The organism is Streptomyces sp. NBC_01016, from assembly GCF_026341035.1.
GTDB lineage: Bacteria > Actinomycetota > Actinomycetes > Streptomycetales > Streptomycetaceae > Streptomyces.
The window spans coordinates 1672371-1694266 of record NZ_JAPEOQ010000001.1 but is presented as its reverse complement, the minus strand read 5'-3'; the positions used below and the strand labels follow the sequence as shown (position 1 = coordinate 1694266).

Annotated in this window: 20 protein-coding genes; 6 read left to right on the top strand and 14 right to left on the bottom strand. The window is 72.0% G+C overall.

Annotated features, from left to right (window positions below):
- Positions 1–28: 28 nt before the first annotated feature.
- The 3 genes from OG746_RS07990 to OG746_RS07980 all read right to left on the bottom strand — a co-directional run bounded on the left by OG746_RS07990 (position 29) and on the right by OG746_RS07980 (position 3666).
- Complete coding sequence (locus tag OG746_RS07990) at positions 29–727, bottom strand: prepilin peptidase (RefSeq protein WP_266712893.1); 699 nt, start codon at positions 725–727, stop codon at positions 29–31.
- 33 nt (positions 728–760) lie between these two features.
- Positions 761–2482 carry a serine/threonine-protein kinase gene (locus OG746_RS07985; RefSeq protein ID WP_266712891.1) on the bottom strand — a complete coding sequence of 574 codons (1722 nt, stop codon included), beginning with the start codon at positions 2480–2482 and terminating at the stop codon, positions 761–763.
- 311 nt (positions 2483–2793) lie between these two features.
- On the bottom strand, positions 2794–3666 hold the full coding sequence (locus OG746_RS07980) for a menaquinone biosynthetic enzyme MqnA/MqnD family protein (RefSeq protein WP_266712889.1): 873 nt from the start codon (positions 3664–3666) through the stop codon (positions 2794–2796).
- 291 nt (positions 3667–3957) lie between these two features.
- Between OG746_RS07980 and OG746_RS07975 the strand changes: the two genes are divergently transcribed.
- Complete coding sequence (locus OG746_RS07975) at positions 3958–4161, top strand: cold-shock protein (RefSeq protein WP_003998944.1); 204 nt, start codon at positions 3958–3960, stop codon at positions 4159–4161.
- A 113-nt stretch (positions 4162–4274) separates the two neighbouring features.
- Here the strand turns inward: OG746_RS07975 and OG746_RS07970 are convergent, their stop codons facing one another.
- Genes OG746_RS07970 through OG746_RS07945 form a run of 6 tightly spaced genes read right to left on the bottom strand, consistent with a single transcriptional unit; the run spans position 4275 to position 10682 of the window.
- Positions 4275–5090: an ABC transporter ATP-binding protein gene (locus OG746_RS07970; RefSeq protein WP_266712882.1), complete on the bottom strand. Its 816-nt coding sequence runs from the start codon at positions 5088–5090 to the stop codon at positions 4275–4277.
- Positions 5087–6073 carry an ABC transporter ATP-binding protein gene (locus tag OG746_RS07965; protein WP_266712880.1) on the bottom strand — a complete coding sequence of 329 codons (987 nt, stop codon included), beginning with the start codon at positions 6071–6073 and terminating at the stop codon, positions 5087–5089. The genes OG746_RS07970 and OG746_RS07965 overlap by 4 nt, the downstream gene beginning before the upstream one ends.
- On the bottom strand, positions 6073–6915 hold the full coding sequence (locus OG746_RS07960) for an ABC transporter permease (RefSeq protein WP_266712878.1): 843 nt from the start codon (positions 6913–6915) through the stop codon (positions 6073–6075). Before OG746_RS07960 ends, OG746_RS07965 begins: the two co-directional genes overlap by 1 nt.
- A complete protein-coding gene (locus tag OG746_RS07955) occupies positions 6912–7871 on the bottom strand; it encodes an ABC transporter permease (protein WP_266718778.1) in 960 nt (319 codons plus the stop codon). Before OG746_RS07955 ends, OG746_RS07960 begins: the two co-directional genes overlap by 4 nt.
- Positions 7872–7881: 10 nt before the next feature.
- Complete coding sequence (locus OG746_RS07950) at positions 7882–9531, bottom strand: ABC transporter substrate-binding protein (RefSeq protein WP_266712876.1); 1650 nt, start codon at positions 9529–9531, stop codon at positions 7882–7884.
- Positions 9528–10682, bottom strand: a complete 1155-nt coding sequence (locus OG746_RS07945) for a C45 family autoproteolytic acyltransferase/hydrolase (RefSeq protein ID WP_266712874.1) — start codon at positions 10680–10682, stop codon at positions 9528–9530. The genes OG746_RS07950 and OG746_RS07945 overlap by 4 nt, the downstream gene beginning before the upstream one ends.
- A 126-nt stretch (positions 10683–10808) precedes the next feature.
- Here OG746_RS07945 and OG746_RS07940 point away from each other — a divergent pair, with 126 nt between their 5' ends.
- A complete protein-coding gene (locus OG746_RS07940; protein WP_266712872.1) occupies positions 10809–11687 on the top strand; it encodes a MurR/RpiR family transcriptional regulator in 879 nt (292 codons plus the stop codon).
- Positions 11688–11859: 172 nt separating this feature from the next.
- On the opposite strand, the gene OG746_RS07930 is transcribed toward OG746_RS07940, so the two are convergent.
- Positions 11860–13089, bottom strand: a complete 1230-nt coding sequence (locus OG746_RS07930; protein ID WP_266712870.1) for an MFS transporter — start codon at positions 13087–13089, stop codon at positions 11860–11862.
- Between the two features lie 101 nt (positions 13090–13190).
- Positions 13191–13649 (bottom strand): PTH2-like family protein, encoded by a 459-nt coding sequence (locus OG746_RS07925; protein ID WP_266712868.1) that lies wholly within the window; start codon positions 13647–13649, stop codon positions 13191–13193.
- A gap of 49 nt (positions 13650–13698) precedes the next feature.
- On the opposite strand from OG746_RS07925, the gene OG746_RS07920 reads away from it, so the two are divergent.
- Entirely contained in the window at positions 13699–14529 is an 831-nt protein-coding gene (locus OG746_RS07920; protein WP_266712866.1) for a helix-turn-helix domain-containing protein, read from the top strand.
- 53 nt (positions 14530–14582) lie between these two features.
- Here OG746_RS07920 and OG746_RS07915 read toward each other — a convergent pair whose 3' ends face one another.
- A complete protein-coding gene (locus tag OG746_RS07915; protein WP_266712864.1) occupies positions 14583–15992 on the bottom strand; it encodes an MFS transporter in 1410 nt (469 codons plus the stop codon).
- Between the two features lie 245 nt (positions 15993–16237).
- On the opposite strand from OG746_RS07915, the gene OG746_RS07910 reads away from it, so the two are divergent.
- The gene (locus tag OG746_RS07910; RefSeq protein WP_266712862.1) at positions 16238–17086 is read left to right on the top strand and encodes a helix-turn-helix domain-containing protein; all 849 of its coding nucleotides are present in this window, start codon (positions 16238–16240) and stop codon (positions 17084–17086) included.
- 175 nt (positions 17087–17261) lie between these two features.
- Positions 17262–17915 (top strand): TetR/AcrR family transcriptional regulator, encoded by a 654-nt coding sequence (locus OG746_RS07905; protein ID WP_266718777.1) that lies wholly within the window; start codon positions 17262–17264, stop codon positions 17913–17915.
- A 42-nt stretch (positions 17916–17957) separates the two neighbouring features.
- Here the strand turns inward: OG746_RS07905 and OG746_RS07900 are convergent, their stop codons facing one another.
- On the bottom strand, positions 17958–18818 hold the full coding sequence (locus tag OG746_RS07900) for a MaoC family dehydratase (protein WP_266712860.1): 861 nt from the start codon (positions 18816–18818) through the stop codon (positions 17958–17960).
- Between the two features lie 219 nt (positions 18819–19037).
- A complete protein-coding gene (locus OG746_RS07895) occupies positions 19038–20369 on the bottom strand; it encodes a 3-oxoacyl-ACP reductase (RefSeq protein ID WP_266712858.1) in 1332 nt (443 codons plus the stop codon).
- Positions 20370–20457: 88 nt separating this feature from the next.
- Here OG746_RS07895 and OG746_RS07890 point away from each other — a divergent pair, with 88 nt between their 5' ends.
- The gene (locus OG746_RS07890) at positions 20458–21771 is read left to right on the top strand and encodes an acetyl-CoA C-acetyltransferase (protein WP_266712856.1); all 1314 of its coding nucleotides are present in this window, start codon (positions 20458–20460) and stop codon (positions 21769–21771) included.
- The last annotated feature ends 125 nt before the right edge of the window (positions 21772–21896 follow it).

The window sequence follows — 21896 nt, the reverse complement described above, 5'->3', positions numbered from 1 at the left end:
CGAGTCTGAGCTGAAATCTCAGCGTACGTCAGGCGCCCAGGCCACCCAGCAGAACCCCCGCGAGGGCGCCCAGAATCATGAAGGGGCCGAAAGGGATCTCGCTCTTGCGTCCCGCCCGCCGCGCGACGACGAGCACCAGGGCGTACAGGCCGTTGAACAACACCCCGGCGAACGCCCCCAGGAACAGCACGCCCCACCCGTACCAGCCGAGCGCCGCACCGAGTCCCACCGCCAGCTTCACGTCACCGAAGCCCATCCCCTTCGGGTAGGCGAGCAGAAGCAGCAGATATCCGCCGCCGAGGCCGAGCGCGCCCCACAGCGCGCCGCTGAACGATCCGCCGGCCTCCGGCAGCAGTGCCGCCCCGCCGAGCGCGAGCAGGGTGAGCCCGGCGAGCGGCAGCGTGAGCACGTCCGGCAGCCGCTTCACCGCGAAGTCGACGGTGGCCAGGAGCACACCGAGCGGCGCGAGCAGCAGCCAGGCGCCGAGCTCGGGCCGGGTGCCGGTGGCGACGGCGAGCAGCGCGCAGACGAGCGCGGTGACGACGGCGAGACCGGGCGCGCTCGGCCCCGGCCTGCCCCCCAGCCAGCCGCGGGCCGGGCGCCACGGCTCTCCCGGTTCGACGGACAGCCGGTACGCGGGCCGCGGCAGGAGCAGCCCCCAGGCCGCGCCCCACAGTGCGGCGAGCGCGACCAGCACGACCGGCGCACCGGCCTCGGTGGCGATCAAAACGTCCCCCTGCACCACGTCCCCCGCGCCGCCTCAGCCGCTCTTGACCCGGTCGAGGTCCGCCGTGGGATTGCCGGCGGCCGGGTACCGCGAGGTGTATTCGAGGGACGCGCCGTCCGGGGTGAGGCGCACGGTGTGCCGGCCGGTCGCGCAGGTCCCCGGGTTGCCGGGTGCGGCTTTGCCTGCGGCGACCAGCGCCTTTCCGTCGGCGGACTTCAGGGTCAGTACGTCGACGCACTGGATGCCCAGCGGGTCCGTCGAGGTCACCTTGCCGACCTGCTTGCCGGCCCGGGCCTGCTTCAGGTCGACGCGGAACGTGCCGAAGGAGATCCCCGCCTGCTTCGCGGGCCCGTCCCACGACCCGACGTAGAACTTCGGCACACCGGGTGCCTTGGACGCGGCGGACGCGGTGGGCCCGGCATCGCTCGCGCTGCCCTGGTCGCCGCCGCCCTCGCCCGGCAGCACGTTGAACAGGACCACCCCGCCGACGGTCACCGCCGCCAGCGCACCCGCCACGGAGAGCGCCAGCGTGCAACTGACCCGGCGGCCGCGGCCGTTCGGCTTGTCGGGAGTCGAGGTCGCCGTCACGGACATCGACAGACGCCCCGGTACGGCGTCCTGTGGCGACCCCTCGGTGGGCGGCCCCTCCGTACGGGGCGTGGGCACGGGCGCGTACGCGGGATCCGGCGGCCCGAAGACACCCGCGGGCCGCGAACTCCCGGGGGTGGCGGGGTTGCTGAACTCCCCGGGCCGCGAACTCCCAGGAACAGAGGGGCTACTGAACTCCGAAGGCCGCGAACTCCCGGACACAGCAGGGCTGCTGAACTCCGTCGGCCCCGAGTGCGGGACGTCGGCGGGCGTGCCCTCCAGGTCCAGGAGCCGCACCGCGCCGCGCGAGACCTCCTCCACCATCGGGCCCGGCAGCCACCCCGCCTGCACGAGACGCGCCGCGCCCTCCGGGGCGAGTCGCCGGGCGACCTCCTCGGGGGTGGGGCGGACGGCCGGGTCCTTCGAGAGGCAGGCCGCGGCGACCTCGCGCAGCTCCCCGGTCAGCGAGCCCAGTTCGGGCTGCTCGTGGACGACCTTGTAGAGCAGCGCGGCCGACGAGTCACCGGGAAAGGGGGACGACCCCGACGCCGCGTACACGAGGACCGCGCCGAGCGAGAAGACGTCCGCGGCGCCCGTGACGGCCTTGCCGAGGATCTGCTCGGGCGACATGTAGCCGGGCGAGCCGATGGAGACGCCGGTGGAGGTGAGCGAGGCCGTGCCGTCGGTGGCGCGGGCGATACCGAAGTCGATGAGCCGCGGCCCGTCCAGGGTCAGCAGCACGTTCGAGGGTTTTACGTCGCGGTGCACGAGCCCCAGGCCGTGCACCGCCGCGAGCGCCTCGGCGAGGCCGGCCCCCAGGACCCGTACGGAGTGCTCGGGCAGGCCCGCGCCGTCGCCCGCGGCCTGGGTGAGCGAGGGGCCCGCGACGTATCCCGTCGCCACCCACGGCACCTCGGCGTCCGGGTCGGCGTCGAGCACCGGCGCCGTCCAGGCGCCGCCCACCCGGCGGGCCGCCTGCACCTCACGCTTGAAGCGCGCCCGGAATTCGTCGTCGAGCGCGAAGTGCGGGTGCACGATCTTCACGGCGACGGTGCGCCCTCCGGCGCTGCGGCCCAGGTACACCCGGCCCATGCCGCCCGAACCGATCCTGCCGAGCAACCGGTAGGGCCCCACAGCCGTGGGTTCGCCGGTCTGAAGCGGCTGCATGATGCGGACCTCCCCCAATGTGCACGCACGCACCAGCAGCGTAGCCCCGCGCATCGTCCGCGCACATGCCTCTCGAACGCTCCGGAACGCATCTGGAACGCATCCGGAACACATCGGGAGTACAGGGCGGATCACCGTGAATTCGTACCGAATTCACCCACCGGCGCGGAATTCCCGTACAAGGTTCCAGGAATCCCGCGCCGTAGAACGCCGGAGAACACCGAAGAGACGCCGAAGAGACGCCGAAGAGACGCCGAAGAGACGCCGAAGATGCCGAAGTGCGCCGGACCACGAGCGCACTCAGGCGGAATTCACGGCGTCAGCAGCTCGACCCGTACATCCGCGGGAAATCCCGTCGTGGGGCCGACCCGCCGCGCGAACTCCGTGACGCCTTCCAGCTGCGCGGGCCCGAAGCGGAAGTCGAGCGTCGTGAAGTACTCCTCGAGGATCCTCTCGTCGAAGACCTCCCAGCGCGCCGCCTGCTCGGCGACCTTGGTGACCTCCTCAAGGGAGAGGTCGCGCGAGGCCAGGAACGCCTCGTGCACCTTCTGGGTGATCTCCGGCTCGCGCTCCACGTACTCCTTGCGCGCCGCCCACACCGCGAAGACGAACGGCAGCCCCGTCCACTCCTTCCACAGCGCGCCCAGGTCGTGCACCTGGAGGCCGAGCCGCGGGGCGTCGTGCAGATTGGCCCGCAGCGCCGCGTCCCCGATGAGCACGGCCGCGTCCGCGTCCTGCATCATCAGGCCCAGGTCGGGCGGGCACGTGTAGTAGTCGGGCTGTACGCCGAAGCGCTCGGCCAGCAGCAGCTGCGCCAGCCTGACCGACGTACGGGAGGTGGACCCGAGGGCCACGCGCCGGCCGTCGAGCTGGCCGAGGGGGACCTGCGAGACGATCACGCAGGACATCACGGGGCCGTCGCAGCCCACGGCGAGATTCGGGAACGCGACGAGGTCGTCGGCCGCCTTGAGGAACTCGACGAGGGTGATGGGACCGATGTCGAGGTCACCGTTCACCAGCTGCTCGCTCAGCTTCTCCGGCGTGTCCTTCGTCAGCTCGAAGTCCAGGAGCGAGCCCGTCCTGGCAAGCCCCCAGTACAGGGGCATGCAGTTCAGGAACTGGATGTGGCCCACTCGCGGACGAGTGCGCCGCGCGGCCTTCAGGGTCTCGGGAGAATTGTCCACATCGCGACAGTAAACCCCATGCTGTACGGTGCAGGATCCGGGTCAGCCACGTCCTCGGGTCAACCCTCACCGGGACCCCTTCAAACCTGCGAGTGACGTGATCTTGCCCTCTATTGCATTCGGCTGCCTGCGTGCTAGGCTCGCCGCAAGTTGCAGTTTGGTTTCCCTTGCAGTACAGAGCCTGCGGAGCATGTGACCGCGGGCTCTCGTCGTTTTCAGACTTTTGCAGTTGTTCGCAAGTGCATTTGCAGGTTCTGGAGCAGGGCGACCCTATGGCCCATAGGAGGGCTTATGGCTACCGGAACCGTGAAGTGGTTCAACGCTGAAAAGGGCTTTGGCTTCATCGCCCAGGAAGGCGGCGGCCCGGACGTTTTCGTCCACTACTCCGCGATCAACGCAAGCGGCTTCCGCTCCCTCGAGGAGAACCAGGCCGTGAGCTTCGACGTCACGCAGGGTCCGAAGGGCCCGCAGGCGGAGAACGTCACCCCCGTCTGATCGTTCGCGATCACACGGTGGTAGTTGCCGTGTTCTGATCCGGAACCTAGCGCAGTACCCAAGGAGCCCCGCGCCTTATGGCAGCGGGGCTCCTGCCTTTTTCCGGGTGCCTTCTACGTGAGTGCGGCGCGGGCCGCGACGGCGTCCGCCGGGTCCCAGCCGCGGCCCGGCACCGAGGCGAGCAGCAGCCGTGTGTACGGGTCGGTGGGCTCGCTCAGGACGCGGTGCGTGGGCCCCCGTTCGACCACCTTGCCGCGCCGCATCACCAGGACCTCGTCCGTGACGTGCTGGACGACGGCCAGGTCGTGGCTGACGAAGACCAGGGCCACTCCGGTGTCCCGGCGGATCTCGTCGAGGAGCCGCAGGATCTGCGCCTGGATGGAGACGTCGAGCGCGGCGACGGCCTCGTCGAGGACGAGGACGCGGGGGTCGACGGCGAGCGCGCGGGCGATGGCCAGGCGTTGGCGCTGGCCGCCGGAGAGGTGGCGGGGGCGGGCCCCGGCCTCCCGCTCCCCCAGGCCCACCTGGTCGAGGAGTTCCGTCGCGGTGGATTCGTCGCGGCCGTGCAGGTGGAGGGCCGAGCGGAGGCATTGTTCCGCGGTGAGGCGGGGGTCCAGGGAGACGTAGGGGTCCTGGAACACCATCTGGATCTGGCGGGCCCTGGCGAGGCGGGGCGCCTTGCCGCGCGGTTGTTTGCCGGTGCGTGGGGTGCCGTCGAGTTTGATCGTGCCGTGGTCCGGGCGGACGAGGCCGACGAGCATGCGGGCGACGGTGGTCTTGCCGGAACCGGACTCACCGACGATGCCCATCGCCCCGCCGGGGGTGAGGTCGAACGTGATCCCCTCCGCGGCGGTGTGGCTGCCGCCACCGGGGAGCGGGTACGTCTTACGGAGGTCCGTGACCTCCAGGAGTGGTGCTTGCGTGCTCACTTGGGCCCTGCCCCCTCGTTGTCGTTGCGCGGCACCAAATCAAGCCCCGCCGGCGTTTGAGGCGCGGTGCGGCGGCACGTGACCGTTCCGCCACCACGTACAGGGCTCGGTTCCGGGTGCCACGTGGCGCACGCGTCCTCCGCCTCCCCGCACCGGTCCACGAACGGGCAGCCCTCGAACGCATCCGAGAGGGACGGTGGGCGGCCCGGGATCGGGTCCAGGGGACCGGGCTCGCCCAGCGTCGGGGAGCAGGCGAGGAGGCCCCGGGTGTAGGGGTGGGCCGGCGCCGTGAACAGGGCCTTCGCCGCCCGGTGTTCGACCACGCGGCCCGCGTACATGACGTGGACCCGGTCGCAGTAGGCCGCCGCCAGGTGCAGGTCGTGCGTAATGAAGAGGAGACCGGCGCCCCGGGACTCCCGGGCCTTGCGGAGCTGCGTGAGGATCTCCGCCTGGGTCGTCACGTCGAGCGCACTGGTCGCCTCGTCGGCGAGGAGGAGCCGGGGCCGGGCCGCCAACGCACCCGCGATGACGACGCGTTGGAGCATTCCGCCGGACAGTTCGTGCGGGCGTTGGCGCAGGTGCCGCGCGGGGTCGGGCAGGCCGACCGCGGCGAGCAGGTCGAGCGCCTCGTCCTTCGTCGCACCGCGTTCCGTCAGGAAGTCACCGATGCGGCGCACCGGGTTCAGCGCGGCCCGCGGGTCCTGGTGGATCATCGCGACCGTGGCCGACCTGTGCCGCCGCAACTCCTCACCGCGCAGCGACAGCACGTCCGAGCCGTCGACCCGCACCGTCCCCGTGGTGGTCGAACCCTCCGGCAGCAGCCCGAGCGCCGCCTTCGCCGTCGTCGACTTTCCCGAGCCCGACTCCCCCACCAGGCCGACGACTTCGCCCTCGGCGACGCTCAGGGAGACCGAGTCGAGGAGGGGGCGGGCGGCGCCGGGGACCGTGACCGTGAGGTCCTCGATCGAGAGCAGCTTCGTCATCAGTCCTGCTTTCCGAGGCGGTCGGCGGCCCACACCCCGACGACGTTGAAGGAGACGACGACCAGGGCGATGGCCGTGCCGGGGACCATGGCGGGCAGCAGCGCGCCCTGCACGATCGCGGCCTGGCCCTCCTGGACCATCAACCCCCAGTCGGAGGACGGCGGTTGGGCGCCGAAGCCCAGATAGGAGAGGGTCGCGAGCGACATCAGGGCCTCGCCGAAGAGGACGACGAGGTAGCCGAGGATCGACCGGCCGAGGTTCGGGACCAGGTGCAGCGCGCAGATCCGGGCGCCGCCCATGCCCTGCACCCGGTACGCGTCGACGTACGGCTTGCGGGACTCGGAGAGGGCGAGGGAGCGGGTGTACTTGGCGATGGTCGGGGTGAAGGCGAGGCCGAGCGCGAGGACCGAGGTCGTCATGCCGGCGCCGAACACCGCGATGATCAGAACCGTGAAGAGCAGGCCAGGGAAGGCGTACATCACGTCGGTGAGGCGGGAGACGAGCGTGTCGACCCAACCGCCGCGCCATGCGGCGAGCACTCCGAGCGTCACCCCGAGGGCCGCGGCCACCGCGAGCAGCGCGACCGGTGCGACGAGGCTGGACCGGGCGCCGTAGAGCACCCGTGAGAGCAGGTCCTGGCCCGAGGAGTCGGTGCCGAGGAGGTGGTCTGCGCCGGTGCCGACGAGGGAGGCGGAGAGGTCGATGGCGTCGGGTGCGTAAGGCGCGAGCAGGGGCGCGGCGAGCGCCGCGAGCACGACGAGCGCGAGCACCGCTCCCGCGAGCGTGACGCCGAGGGGGCGCCGCGTGGTGCCGACCGGGGTCAGGCTGAGGGCCGCCGTCATGCGTGGGCCTCCTTCACTCTCGGGTCCAGGAGGGGGTGCACGAGGTCGACGAGCGTCGTCACGACGACGTATCCGGTGACCATCAGCAGCAGGACGGCCTGGGCGACCGGGAAGTCGTGGGTGTTGATCGCGTTGACGAGCAGCGAGCCGATGCCGCTGATGCCGAAGGCCGTCTCGACGACGACCGTGCCGGCGAGCATGCCCGCCATGACCAGGCCGCACATGGTGACGATGGGCCCGAGCGCGTTGCGCAGGACGTGCCGTCGGACGATCTCGCGCTCCGGGACGCCGGAGGCGCGGGCCGCCTCGACGTGGTCGGAGGCCGCGGCGTCCGCCATGGCCTGCCGGGTGACGCGGCTGATGATGGCGAGCGCGCCGAGGGCGAGGGAGACGGCGGGCAGGGTCAGGTGGTGCAGGGTGCCGGCGAGGCCGGAGCCCGAGCCGGTCACCGGGAACCAGCCGAGCTGCACGCCGAACAGCGAGACCAGCGCGATCGCGGCCACGAACGAGGGGACGGAGGCGGCGAGCGTCGTGCCGCCGACCACCGCCGAGTCGACCCATGTCGAGCGCCGCACCGCCGCGAGGATCCCGGCGCCGACCCCGAAGACCACGTACAACACGGTGGCGTACGCGACGAGTTCGAGGGTGGAGGGCAGGCGGGAGGCGATCAGGTCCGCCACCTGGTCGCTGTATTTGAAGGAGCGGCCGAGGTCGAGGTGGACGGTGTCCCACAGCCAGCGGCCGTACTGGACGACGAGCGGTTCGTCGAGGTGGTACTGCTCGCGGACCTGCGCGAGACGTTCGGGTGTGAGCTTGTCGCGGCCGCCCGCGAGGAAGACGGCGGGGTCGCCGGGAGCCGCGTACACGGCGGCGAAGATGACGAACGACGCGGCGAAGAGGGTCGCCACGAGGCCGGCGATGCGGCGGGCGAGGCGCGTGACGAGGGCAAGGGGCATCATGTGTCGACTAGCCCTTTCTTACGCCGAGTTGGGTGGCCCAGGGGTAGTAGAGGTAGGCCTGGGAGGCGGTGGGGCCGGTCAGCTTCTTGTTCAGGACGAGGATGGTGGGGACCTGCGCGAGCGGGATCCAGACCGCCGACTCGACGAACTTCTGCTGTACGTCGACGGCGAGCGCGGCGCGCTTGGTGTCGTCGAGGGTGGACAGGGCCTGCTTCACCTGGGCGTCGTACGTCTTGCTCTTGTAGTGGACCCAGTTGTTCGAGGAGTCGGACAGGCCGTTGTCGTAGAAGCCCATCGGGTCGGCCTTGGAGATGTACCAGTCACCTGCGAGTACGTCGATGTCGGCGCGGGCCGTCGGGTCGCTGTAGAACTCCTCGAACTCGGCCGGCGGCACCGTCTTGATCTCGGCGCGGATGCCGATGCTCTGGAGGGCGGCGCGGGTCGCGTTGGCGATGACGGTGCGGCCCTGGCTGGCGTCGGCGCCGATGACGACGGGGTCGGTGGGGGCGCCTGCCGCCTTGACCAGTTTCTTGGCCGCGGCGAGGTCGGCGTCGCTGGGCGAGGCGGGGGCGAGCCCGTCCAACTTCTTCTGTGCGGCGGCGAATTCGGCCTTCTCGTAGCCCCAGGCGCCGGAGCCGACCGGGGACGCCCACGGCTGGACGAGACCGCCGTAGCCGGACTCCGCGATGCCCCTGCGGTCGAGCGCGAGGGAGAGGGCGCGGCGGATCCTCGGGTCGGTGAGGCCGCCTCGGTCGGTCGGGATGAGGACGAGCGAGGCGGTCGACGGACCGTAGTACTGCTTGAGGTCCTTGTCGGCGCGCAGGGCCGCGGCCGTGTTCGGGGCGTCGGCGTAGGCGCCGTCGGCGGCGCCCGTCTTGAGTGCGTTGACGAAGGCGCTGTCGGTGGCCCAGTGGAAGACGACCTGGCGGGTGAGGGGCTGCTTGCCCCAGTAGTCCTTCGCGGCGCGGATGGTGATCGAGTCGCCGGACTTCCAGCCGGCGAGTTCGTACGGGCCGGAGCAGGCGTCGGGCTGGCCGGGAGTGCCGAACTCCTTGCCGGACTTGGTGACTTGGGCCTTGTTCCAGACGATGCCCGCGTCGCCCGCCATGGCCTTCAGGAACATCGCGTCGGGTGCTTCGAAGGTGACGGTGACCTGGTTGGAGGCCGTCTTCTTCATCGACGTGACGTTCTCGAACTCGTCCGACTGCTCCATGTCCTTGGACGCGTGCCGCTTCAGCGACCACAGGACGTCGTCCGCCGTCATCTTCGTACCGTCGTGGAAGGTCACGTCGTCGCGGAGGGTGAAGGTGAGCTTGCGGCCGCCGTCGGAGGTGACCGCCTTCTTCGCCAGGAACGGCTTCGTCGTCATGTCCGGCTGGAGCTGGTAGAGGCGCTCGCAGACGTTGGTGAGGACGATGCGGCCCGAGCTGGAGCCCTGGGAGTCGAGGTCGAGGGAGTCCGGTTCGTTCTCCAGGAGCCAATTCGCCTTGGTGAGCGGCCCGTTCGCGGCCGGTGTCGTCGCGTCGAGTTTCAGCTTGGACGCGTCGACCGGGGCGGCGCCCCCGGTGGGGCGGTCGGCGCCCGCGCAGCCGGTGGCGGCGAGAAGGGTCGCGGCGACGACCACGGCCACCGCCGCCCGTCGTCTTGTCGTCGTCATCCGGCATCTCCGTACGGGCCGTCGTAGAGGTTCCAGGGCAGGTGCTGGTATTCGCGGTCGCAGGGGGTGCCGGCGGTGACGTGGTAGTCGCCGGTCGTCAGGTCGACGCAGGAGGAGACGAGCGTCATCCAGTGCTTGACCTCCGGCTTGCGGACGTCGGGGTGCGTGCACAGGGACTCGGGCAGGCCGAGGTGGTCCGACATGGCCTGCTTGATCAGCTTGCGGGACTCGTCGGCGCCTGTGGAGCCGCGCAGGGCGGCGAGGCCCTGTTCGGCACGGGGGACGCGCAGGAGGGAGTCGGACGACATGGGGCGGTAGTCGGCGGCGAGGGCGGCCGGGACGCCTGCCTGGTAGTGGTTGCCGTGGACCAGGAGGCCGTCGGTCGGATGCATCCAGCCGATGCTCGCCGGGGTCGTCTCCAGGTCGACCGCGAAGCCCTCGCGGCAGGTCAGCAGGGCGTTGCTGGCGATGTGGGCGCGGGTGCGGCAGAGGATGTCGAGGGCGTCGGTGACCGTGTGGGTGTCGAGGACGCTGCGCCGGATGACGGTCTGCGGGAGGCCGATCGCCTCGCTGAACCGACCGCCGAGGCCGTTGGCGTTGAGGGCGATGCCGGCGGAGTTGGCGCCCTGGCGGCCGATCTGGCCGGCCTCCACCTGCATGATCACGGTGGGCTTGGGCGGCTGCTCGATCCGGATCATGACGACGGTGTCGGCGACGCCGGCCCGCCAGTCCCAGTTCTGACCGGCCCAGACGTGACCGTCGCCGCTGGCCTCGCCGTACGCGGCGAAGGAGGTGCAGCCCTCGGCGGGCTCCTCCGGTTCCTCCTTGGCGGCCATGTCCTTGAAGGAGCGGTCGTAGATGACCTCGCCGCGGGCGTTGAGCGCGAGGACGTCGAGGACGTCGACGCCCGCGCCGTCGGCTATGCCCCGCATTTCGTCGAGGAGTTCGGGGGCGTAGTCGCGCACCGGCTCCAGCCAGCGGGCCGCGCGTGCGGTGACCCGGTCCCAGGTCAGGCCGGCCGACTGGCCGAAGGCCTGCTCGTAATAGCCGATGGCGGCGCCCAGTTGGGGCCTGACGGCCTCGCCGTACTGGCGGCCGCGCTCGAGAGGGGTGCCGCTGATGTCGATGACCGGGAGGGTCCGGGATGCCATGGTTCTCCTCGCCACGGAGAGGACTCGCTCCCGAAACCGTGCTGTAACGTCGATTACGAGATGCTCTCCACTTGGAATGCGTTGTCCAGGAGAGTAACGGCCATCACACGAGAGTCAATAGCTGTAATGGAAATTACCGATGGGGCCGCCCGGCTGCGCGGCGCCGTGCGCGAACGCTGGGACGAACTGTCCGCGTCCGAGCGGGCGGTGGCCCAGTACCTGGTCAGCGCCCCGGCCGAGTCCCTCCTTTTCGCCTCCGCGCAGGAGCTGGGAACGGCGAGCGGCACCAGCAACGCGAGCGTGGTGCGGACCCTGCAGAAGCTCGGATACGCGGGACTGCCCGCGCTCAAGCGGGAGTTGGCCTCGGACCTCACGTCCGCCGTCGCCCCCGAGGTGCGACTCAAGCGGCGCATCGCCCATGTCGGCCGCGACCTGGACGCCATCTGGGGCGAGGTGTTCGACGAGGCCGCCGAGCGCATCGAGCACGCCCGGCGCCTGACGCCCGGCGAGGCGCTGCGGGAGGCGGTGGGGATCCTTGCGGAGGCCGGCGAGATCCACTGCTACGGGGTGGCGGCGTCCGAACTCGCCGCGCGACACCTGACGTTGGCGCTCGGCAGGGTCGGACGCAGGGCGCAGTACGTCGGGGCCACCGGGTTCGCCCTCGCGGACCATCTGCTGCGGCTGCGCCAGGGGGACGCGGTCGTGATCTTCCAACCGGGCCGCGATCTGCCCGAGTTGACGGTGCTGATCGACCGGGCGCGGGCGGTGGGCGCGCGGGTCGTCCTGGTCACGGACGAGCTGGCCGAGCGGTACGGGGACCGGGTCGACGCGGTGCTCACCGCCCCGCACACGCCCACGGGGATCACCACGGAGGCGCTGACGGCGCTGGTGGTTGCGGACGCGCTGCTGTTGGCGATGACGACGCTGGACGAGGGGCTCGCCGTGGCGACGTCGCACCAACTCACGGTGTTGCGGGAGCAGTTGCTGAACCGGCGGAAGAAGTAGCCGCCGGGGCCGCCCGCACGACCGCCTACGTGTGCTGCATCACCAGCACACAGGTGGTGCCCGGCTCCAGCGCCCGGCACGTGTGGGGTACGTCGCCGGGGTACGAGAGGTAGTCACCGGGAGCGAGCTCGACGGGGTCCTCCGTCGGCCCCGCGAGGACCCGGCCCAGTGGTCACGGGGCTGCTGCGGTCGGCAGGGCTGTCGCAGGAACGCCCCGAGCGGCCTCGGCCCGGCGCGCCACCGGCCCCATCGCCGCGCCTGCCGCGAGGAACACCGCGCCGAGCACCAGCCAACCAGGCACACCCCACGTCACCAGGAGCGCGGTCAGGACGAGCGGGCCGACCGTACGGGCGAGCGGCACTCCCGTACCGAAGAAGCCCTGGTACTGGCCTACTTGGTGCGCGGGCGCAAGCGAGAAGGACAGTTGCCACGACCCCGCCGACTGCTGCATCTCACCCACGAGCTGGAGGACCGAGGCCGCGACGAGGACCGCCACCGCGCCCCATGGGCCGAGGCCGCCCCCGGCCGACGCGGCGAACACCACGCACGACGCCAACAGCACGGCGCCGGAGCGGCGCACCGTCCGCGTGGCGGCGCGCAGACCGTCGACGCCGCGCGCCATCCGCACCTGGAACGCCATCACGCCAAGGGTGTTGAGCACGAACAGAGCCGACACCAGCCAGCCCGGCGCGGCCGTGTGCGTCACGATCCACAGCGGCACCGCGAGCGAGAGCAGCGGCATGCGCAGCAGGAGAACGGCGTTGAGCACGGTCACGGCGACGTACGGGCGGTCGCGGAGCACAGCGAGGCGCGGCTCCTTCACCGCCCGCGCCGGGACGGGCGGCACCACGGGAAGCCGGAACAGGATCAGCGCGCAGACCACGAAGCCGACGCCGTCGAGCGCGAGCACGAGGAGGTAGCCGGCGCGGGTGTCGTGCTGGAGGGCGAGCCCGCCGATGCCCGCGCCGACCGCCAGGCCCGCGTTCAGCGTCGACTGGAGGCGGGCGAGGGCGGCGGTGCGCCGGGCCGGTTCCACGACACCCGCGAGCAACGCCTGCCGGGCCGCCGCGAGGCCGCACTGCGCGACCGCGTACGCGACGAGCGCGAGCAGGAACGCGGCGTACGAACGGACGACCAGGAAGGACAGCACGGCCGCCGCCGTCCCGAGGGCCAGCAGCACGGACGCGCCGCGCGGCCCGCGCCGGTCGGCGGCCGCCCCGAGCGGCACCCCCGCCATCGCGCCCACGGCCCACGCCACCGTCAGGGCGAGGCCGACCTGCGTGGGCGAGAGCCCGACGACGCGGATGAAGTAGAGGGCGGACGTGACGTAGTAGACGCCGTCTCCGACGGAGTTGGCCAGCTGTGCTGCGGCGAGGGCGCGGACAGGCGAACGGGGCGGCATACTCCTCACGCTATGGAGGAACGCTCCTGCGCGAGTAGGCAACTTGTGGGGCCCGTGGCTGGGCCAATCGCCTCCCTGCCTGCCGGGCACCCGCAACACACTCACGGATGCATACGCGCACCCTTCAGCACCTTGTCCACCGCGTTGCGCGGGCCGTAGACCGAGAGGCCCACCAGGTCCAGTTCGGTGGCGGACACGGAGCGTACGGCCGCCCTGTTGTCGGTGTCGTTGCCGGTGGCGAAGAGGTCGGACGTGAAGACGGCGCGGGGCAGGGCGCGGCGCAGGGCGCGTTCGTGGGCGGTCTTCAGGAGGTCCTTGCCGCCTTCGAAGACCAGCACCGGCTGGCGGAACATCGGCAGGTACGGGGTGCCGTCCGCGTCCTCGTAGGGCTCGCCGATCACCTCGGGCACCTGGGGGCCGAGGCCGCTGACGAGGAAGGCCGTGACGTTCAGGCGCTGCCAGGTCTCCAGGTCGTCGCGGAGCAGCACGGCGATCTTCGTGTCGAAGCGGACGGGGGCCGGGGTGGTGGCGGGGGCGGGGGCGGTGGTCTCGGTGCTCATGGCTTGAGACTGCCGCCCACCTTCCCGTCCGGTCTTGTACGTTTTTTGCATGGCAGTCGGCGGTTCCGCGGGGGAAGAGATCACCGCGTGGCGGCCCCGCGTACCGGGCGTCACGGAGGTCTTCCACGCCCACTTCACGCGGCACGCCTACCCGATGCACGTGCACGACACCTGGACGCTGCTCATCGTCGACGAGGGCGCCGTCCGCTACGACCTGGAGCGGCACGAGCACGGGACGCCGCTCGGCACCGTCTCGCTGCTGCCGCCGCAGGTTCCGCACAACGGGCAGGCCGCGACGCCGGAGGGGTTCCGCAAGCGGGTGCTGTATCTGGAGGCGGCCGGGGAGGACGGGCCGCTCGACGCGTCGTTCGTCGGGGCCGCCGTGGACACTCCCGACCTCGTGGATCCGCTGCTACGGCGACGTATCGGGCAGCTGCACACCGCGCTCGCGCACCCCGGCGACGAGCTGGAGGCCGCGGCCCGCCTCGCCCTCGTCGGGGAACGGCTCCGTGAGCGGTTGCGGCCGGCTCTCGCCGAGGCCCCGGGCCACCGGAAGCGCGTGCCCGACCGTCGCGTCGCCGCGTCGCTGCGGGAGCTGATCGACGCGCGGGTGACCGAGGGCGTCGAGCTGAAGGAGGCGGCGGGTCTTGTGCACGCGCATCCGGCGCATCTGGTGCGGTCCTTCGGGGCGGCGTACGGGATCGCTCCGCACCAGTACCTGATGTCGCGGCGGGTGGATCGGGCGCGGCGGATGCTACTCGACGGGCAGGCCCCTGCCGGGGTGGCGGAGGCGTGTGGGTTTTACGACCAGGCGCATTTGACGCGGTGCTTTAGGCGGGTGGTGGGGGTTCCGCCGGGGCGCTATGCGCGGGGCCGGTGACGTTGCGCCCAACCGGGGTTGACGTCTCGGGGCTCTGCCCCGGACCCCGCGCCTCAATCGCCGGCGGGGCTTGATTTGCGCAGCAGCACCCCGCTCAACACCGCCGTCGTCACCAGCAGCACACCCGCCACCACCAGGCTCGCCCGCATACCGCCCAGGGAGAACGTTCCCTCGCCGTTGGCGGCGAGGAGGGTGCCGAAGAGGGCGACCGCGAGGGCGCCGCCGGTTTGGCGGAGGGCGTTGAGGAGGCCGGATGCCGTGCCCACGCGCGGGCCCGGGACGGCGTCCATCAGCATCGCCGTCACCGCCGGGATCGCGAACGCTCCGCCGAGGCCCGTCGGGACGAGGAGGGTCAGGAGCAGCCAGGTCGGGGTGTGCGCGGACAGTGGCAGCAGGGCGAACATCGCGAGGGCCAGGACGAGTTGGCCGATGACGACGACCGTGCGGCGGCCGAACCGTTCGGCGGCGCGCGGCGAGATCAGGTTCGTGCCGGTGATCAGTACGGCCAGCGGTACGAAGACCAGGCCCGCCGCCGTCGCGGACATGCCCCGGAGCTGCTGAAGGTAGAGGCCGAGCAGGAACACCACACCGTAGAAGCCGACGTTCGTGGCGAAGCCGATCGCGAGGGACACCGAGACCGTGCGGTCGCGCAGCATGGTCAGCGGGACCATCGGGGCGCGGTGGCGCTTCTCGGTCACGTAGAAGGTGATCGCGGAGACCACCGCCACGACGAACGCCGCGAGGCCCGCGCGGCCGCCCTCGATCACGGCGAAGGTCAGACCCGCGAGGGTGAGGACCGCCGTGATCTGGCCGGGGATGTCCAGTGGTGCGGGGCGGCGCGGCGAGGGGGCGACCTTCGTGAGCAGGAGCAGGATGGCCGCGCCGACGGGCAGGTTGAGGAAGAACACCGCACGCCAGCCCACGTGTTCGGTGAGTACGCCACCGAGCACCGGGCCCGCCGCCATCGACACCGAACCGCCGACCGTCCACAGGGCGATCGCCCGAGCCCGTCGCCGCGCGTCGTCGTACGCCTCCCGGATCAGCGCGAGCGACGCGGGCATCAGCACGGCGGCCGCCCCGCCCTGGACGACGCGGGCCGCGATCAGCGCGCCGAGGCCGGGGGCGACGGCGCAGGCCAGCGAGGCGAGGGTGAAGAGGGTGGTGCCGAGGACGTAGGCGCGGCGGGCTCCGGTGCGGTCGCTGAGCGCGCCCGCCGACAGCATCAGACCGGCGAACATCAGCGTGTACGCGTCCGCCACCCACTGCAGTCCGGTCATGCCGCTGTGCAGGTCGTCGCGGATGTCCGGCAGGGCGATGTTCACGGCCGACACGTCGATGGTGATCACGGCGAAGCCGAGCAGCGCGGCGAGGAGGGCGGGGGTCCGGCCGGTGCGGCCGGGTACGGCCTCGGCTTCGAGTACGGGTTGCGTACGAGTACGGGCTCTGGCGGCGACGGTGGTCACGCTGTCCTCCTGGGGCGTGGTGTGCGAAGTGCGGGTGGGCGGCAGGCACGGGCCGCGGCCCTGTGACATGCACTCCCTGGGCCCCCGGGCCCTTACGTGAAGGGCCCTTGCCTGCCGGCCACCCGCAGCGAGGACAACTCTGCGGCCGCCGCGCGAAAGGTGGCAGACCGCGCCGCACCGGGGTGCCGCGTTCCTGGCCCTGACACGGCCCCCCACCGCGCTCGACGAGCATGGACAATGCACGTATGGCTGAGACCACGGAACTGGGCCGCTATCTGCGGGCCCGCAGGGGGCAGGTGACACCGGCCGAGGCGGGCCTGCCCGCCGGTACGGGGCTGCGGCGCACGCCCGGGCTGCGGCGCGAGGAACTGGCGACGCTCGCCGGAGTGAGCGTCGACTACTACACGCGCCTGGAGCGGGGCCGCGAGACGAACCCCTCCCCCGCCGTGATCGACGCCATCGCCCACGCGCTGCGGCTGCGCGGCGACGCCCACGAGCGGCTGCACGACCTGGCCGAGATGGCCTCGGGCCGGCACACCGAGCCCCGCCCCACCACCGACGACACGGTGCGCGATTCGGTGCACCGGATGCTGGAGGCGCTGCGGCCGCTGCCCGCGTACGTGGTCAGCCGCTTCAACTACGTACTCGCGGCGAACCCGCCGGGCCGGCGCCTGCTGCCCGGCCTGTGGGACCTGCCGGCCGAGCAGCGCAACATCACCCGCTATCTCTTCCTGCACCCGGTCGGGCGGACCCTGTACGTGCCGTGGGAGGAGACGGTGACCGCGTCGGTCGCCCACCTGCGGGCCATCGGCGGCACGGACGCGGACGATCCGCGGATGGCGGCGCTGGTCGGCGAACTCCTCCTGAAGTCACCGGACTTCACCCGCATCTGGGACCGGTACGACGTCCATGAGCGCAGCGGCGGCACGAAGTCCTTCGACCATCCGAAGGTCGGCGCGATGACGCTCACCTTCGAGGTGATGCAGCTGGCGCGTACGGGTGGCCAGCGCATGGTCGTCTACCAGGCCCCTGCGGGGTCGCCGGACGAGGAGGCGGTCCTGAAGCTGGACCCCCAACAGGCAAGCCCCCGCTGAGCATCATCGAGCCCCGCCGCGCGCGCAGCGTCGGGGCAAGGTATGTGTCGTCCCCGCCGGTCCTCGGGAGCGGGTGGTCACGCCGGGCTGCGTACGCTGAGGCGTGCAGAGCGGGCGAGGAAAGGCGGCTGGGGTGGGCGGCGAAGTGCGGTCCGGGGTGGTGCGGCAGAAGAGGATGCCGCGGGCCGAGCGGGAGCGGCAGATGCTGGACGCCGCGGTGCGGGTGTTCGGGAAGCGGGGGTACCGGGCCGCGTCGATGGACGAGATCGCCGAACTGGCGGGTGTGTCCAAGCCGTTGGTGTATCTGTATCTGAACTCGAAGGAAGACCTGTTCGGCGCCTGTATCCGGCGGGAGGCGGAGGCGCTGGTCGACGCGGTCCGGGCGGGCGTACGCACGGACGTGGCCGCCGACCGGCAGCTGTGGGAGGGACTGACCGCCTTCTTCACGCACACCGCCGAACGCCCCGACGGCTGGGCGGTGCTGCACAGCCAGGCGCGTTCCGGCGGGGACTCTTCCTCAGGGTCTCAACTTCGTTCGAGCAAGGGGGACCCCGTTGTCGCGGAGGTCGGCGCGATGCGCGAGGAGATCGTGGCGTTCGTGACCCATCTGATCGCGGAGGCCGCACGCGAGGCGCACGACAACCCGGAGCTGGCCGAGCGGGAGGTCGCGGGCCTCGCCCAGGCCCTCGTCGGCGCGGCGGAGGCGCTGGCGGACTGGGCGAACGGCGACGCGACGGTGTCCGCGAAGGAGGCCGCCACGACGTTGATGAACTTCTCCTGGTCGGGCCTCGGCAACCTGATGGACGGGGAGCGCTGGTCGGCCCGTTAGGGCCCTAGGTACGACCCGTTAGGGCCCTAGGTCCGACAAGACTTAGTCCGCCAACCCGTGCACCTCGCCCGTGACGTGCACCCGGTCGCCCTCGGCGGCCCGCAGTTCGAAGGCCGGGCCCTGCGCCGCGTACACCACCTCGCCCGGCAGCAGCACCGGCGCCTTGAAGCGGGCCTGTACGTGGACGGGCCCGTTCGTCTTGTGCTCGGCCAGGCAGCGGGCCACCGTCCACATGCCGTGGGCGATGGCGCGCGGGAAGCCGAAGAGGCGGGCCGTGAGCGGGTGCAGGTGGATGGGGTTGCGGTCGCCGGACGCGGCGGCGTAGCGGCGGCCGAGGTCCTCGCCGAGCCGCCAGCGGGCCTCCTCGGGGAGCGGTTCGGCGGGGGTGTCCTGCGGGGGCGTCTCACCCTTGGGCGTGGAGGTCTTGTGGCGGGCCAGGTACGTACTGGTCGACTGCCACACCGGTTCCCCCTCGGTGTGCAGCTCGGTGACGACGACGGCCTCCGTGCCGCGGCGGTGCGGTTGCAACTCCTTGACGTGGACGCTCAGTTCGAACGTTTCAGTGGGTGACAGGTCGCGCTGTTGCGTGATCGCGATCGACGTGTGGACGAGGCCGAGCACCGGCAGCGGGAACGCGCGCTCCGACATCAGCCGCATGGCCAGCGGGAAGCCCAGGATGTGCGGATACGTGACGGGCAGCTCGGGCCGCTCGGTCGCGAACCCGCAGGCACGTTCGTACGCGGTGAGGTGGTTCTGCGTGATGCGGAGGCCGGGGACGGTGAGCCGGGTGTCGGGCAGCGGTGCGTCCTGGCGCGGCCGCTTGAGTGGGGAGAGGGCGGCGCCGCGGAGCATGAGGGGGAGGAGGGAGGGGGTGCGGTCGAGGGTGACGGTGCGGGGGGTCATGGCGGGTCCTCGTGAGGGGTGGGGGTGTCGTTGCGGGAGCTGTGGTGCGGGCTGCGACGGGGTGGGCGCCGACCGGTGAGCGCTGCCCGCGCCGGGGTGCCGCCTTGCCCACCCTGCCGCCCCTGGCGGCAGATTGCCCAAGGCGGCCGGAGCGGCGGCGGATTGCCCAAGGCGGCGAGTGGCGGCGGATTGCGCGAGGCGGGGGGCGCCCCGGAGGGGTTACGCGCCGAGCAGCGACTGCCCGCACACCCGGACCACCTGGCCGTTCACCGCCCCCGAACCCGGGGACGCGAACCACGACGTCGTCTCCGCCACGTCCACCGGAAGCCCGCCCTGCCCAAGGGAGTTCATGCGCCGTCCGGCCTCCCGGATGAACAGCGGGACGGCCGCCGTCATCTTGGTCTCGATGAAACCGGGGGCCACGGCGTTCACCGTCACCCCGTGTTCGGCGGCGGCCCGCGGCGCCAGGGACCGTACGAGACCGACGATTCCCGCCTTGCTCGCCGCGTAGTTGGTCTGCCCGGTGTTGCCCGCGATTCCGGCGATGGACGCGGTGGCGACGATCGACCCGCCGCGACGTACGGCCCCGGCCTCGAGCAGCGCGTCCGTCGTCCGCAGCACGCTCGCGAGGTTGACCTCCAGGACCGAACTCCAGCGCTCGGCAGGCATGTTGGCCAGTCGCCGGTCGCGGGTGATGCCCGCGTTGTGCACGAGTACGTCCAGGCCGTCGGGCACGAACTCCGCGATCCGCTCGCCCGCGTCGGCCGCCGTGATGTCCAGCGGCAGCGCGCGCCCGCCGAGCCGCTCCGCCACCTTCGCGAGGTCGGCCTCGGCGGACGGCACGTCGAGCAGGACGACCTCGGCCCCGTCCCGTACGAGGGTCTCGGCGACGGCCTCGCCGATGCCGCGGGCGGCGCCGGTGACGAGCGCGGTGCGCCCGGCGAGCGGCCGGTCCCAATTCCCGGGGAGCGTCAACTCGCCCTCCGTCGCACCCACTTGGATCACCTGCCCGCTCACGTACGCCGACTTCGGCGACAGCAGGAAGCGCAGGGTCGACTCGGCGCCGGCCACCGGGCCCGCGACGCGCACGAGGTTCACGGTGCGGCCGCGCCCGATCTCCTTGCCGAGCGAGCGCACGAAGCCTTCGAGGCCCTGCTGCGCGGCCGCCTGGTGGTGGTCGTCGGGCGACGGCGGTGCGCCGAGGACGATCACACGGCCGCCCGCCGCGAGGGAGCGGACGACCGGGTGCAGCGCGGCGTGCACATCGGCGAGGGAGTCGAGGCCGGTCACGGCGGTGGCGTCCACGACGGCGGCGACGGGGTGCTCGCCCGTGGAGGCGGTCGACACGACGTCGAGGCCGGTGCCGGCGAGCAGCTTCCCGAGCTCCTCGTGGTGCGCGGGCTCGCCCGCCGTGAGGTGCAGCAACTTCCCTTCCAGGCCCGGGCGTTCGGGGCTGAAGCGGTGCAGCAGCGCGGGCTGCGGCAGGCCGAGGCGGCGGGTCAGGAAGCGGCCGGGGGCCGTGCCCGTGAAGTTCAGATAGCGGTCGGCCATTGTCCAGCTCCCAGCTCGGTCGTAAATTTACTACAGAGTAAGGTTACTCATTGGTCAGTACTTGTCGAGAGCTCAGGAGCTGCCGAACATGGCGCGAACCCCGAAGGGCCCTGCTGCCCCCGCCCTAGGAAACGCCCCGCGTCGTGTCGCCGTCGTCGCCGGAAACCGCATCCCGTTCGCGCGCTCCGACGGCCCGTACGCGACCGCGTCCAACCAGGACATGCTGACCGCCGCGCTCGACGGCCTCGTGGGGCGGATGAAGCTCCACGAGCCGGGCGCAGTCGGCGAGTTCGTGGCGGGCGCCGTGCTCAAGCACAGCCGCGACTTCAACCTCGCGCGCGAGACCGTGCTCGGCTCGATGCTGGACGCGCGCACGCCCGCGTACGACATCCAGCAGGCCTGCGGCACCGGCCTGCAAGCCGTGATCGCCGCCGCCAACAAGATCGCGCTCGGCCAGACCGAGAGCGCGATCGCGGGCGGCTCCGACACCGCGAGCGACGCCCCGCTGGGCGTCAACGACGAGCTGCGCAAGATCCTCCTCGAGGCCCGCCGCGCCAAGTCGGCGGGCGCCAGGATCAAGGCGCTCGCCAAGGTCAGGCCGGGGCATCTGATCCCCGACATCCCGCGCAACGCCGAGCCGCGCACCCGCCTGTCCATGGGCGAGCACGCCGCCGTCACCGCGCGCGCGTGGGGCATCGCGCGCGAGGCCCAGGACGAGCTGGCCGCCACCAGCCATCAGCGGCTCGCGGCGGCGTACGACCGCGGTCTCCTGGAGGAACTCGTCGTGCCGTACCGGGGACTTGAGCGCGACCAGAATCTGCGGCCGGGCTCGACGGTCGAGAAACTCGGCACGCTGAAGCCGGTGTTCGGGGTCAAGGGCGAGAACCCGACCATGACGGCCGGGAATTCGACGCCGCTGACGGACGGCGCGGCGGTGGTGCTGCTCGCGAGCGAGGAGTGGGCGAAGGCCCGCGGCCTCGAACCGCTCGCGTATCTGACCGCGTACGAGACCGCGGCCGTGGACTTCGTCGACGGTGACGTCACCGGTGGCGAGGGCGACGGGCTGCTCATGGCGCCCGCGTACGCCGTGCCGCGGATGCTGGAGCGGGCCGGTCTCGGGATCGAGGACTTCGACCTGTTCGAGGTGCACGAGGCGTTCGCCTCACAGGTGCTGGCGACGCTCGCGGCGTGGGAGAAGGCGGGGCTCGCGCCGGTCGACCGGGACCGGTTGAACGTGGCGGGGTCGTCCCTCGCGACCGGGCATCCCTTCGCGGCGACGGGCGCGCGGATCGTCGCCACGCTTGCGAAGTTGCTGGCGGAGCGCGGGGGTTCGGGCCGCGGCCTGATCTCGATCTGCGCCGCGGGCGGGCAGGGAGTCACCGCGATCCTGGAGCGGGCCTGACCGGGCCGACCATCTCGGCAAAGGCAACCACCCCAGCCCCGGCCGTCCAGTAGGCCCGCACCGACAGCGCACCAACGACACGTGCCCCGCACCCGATTTCACGGGTGCGGGGCACGTGTCGCAAC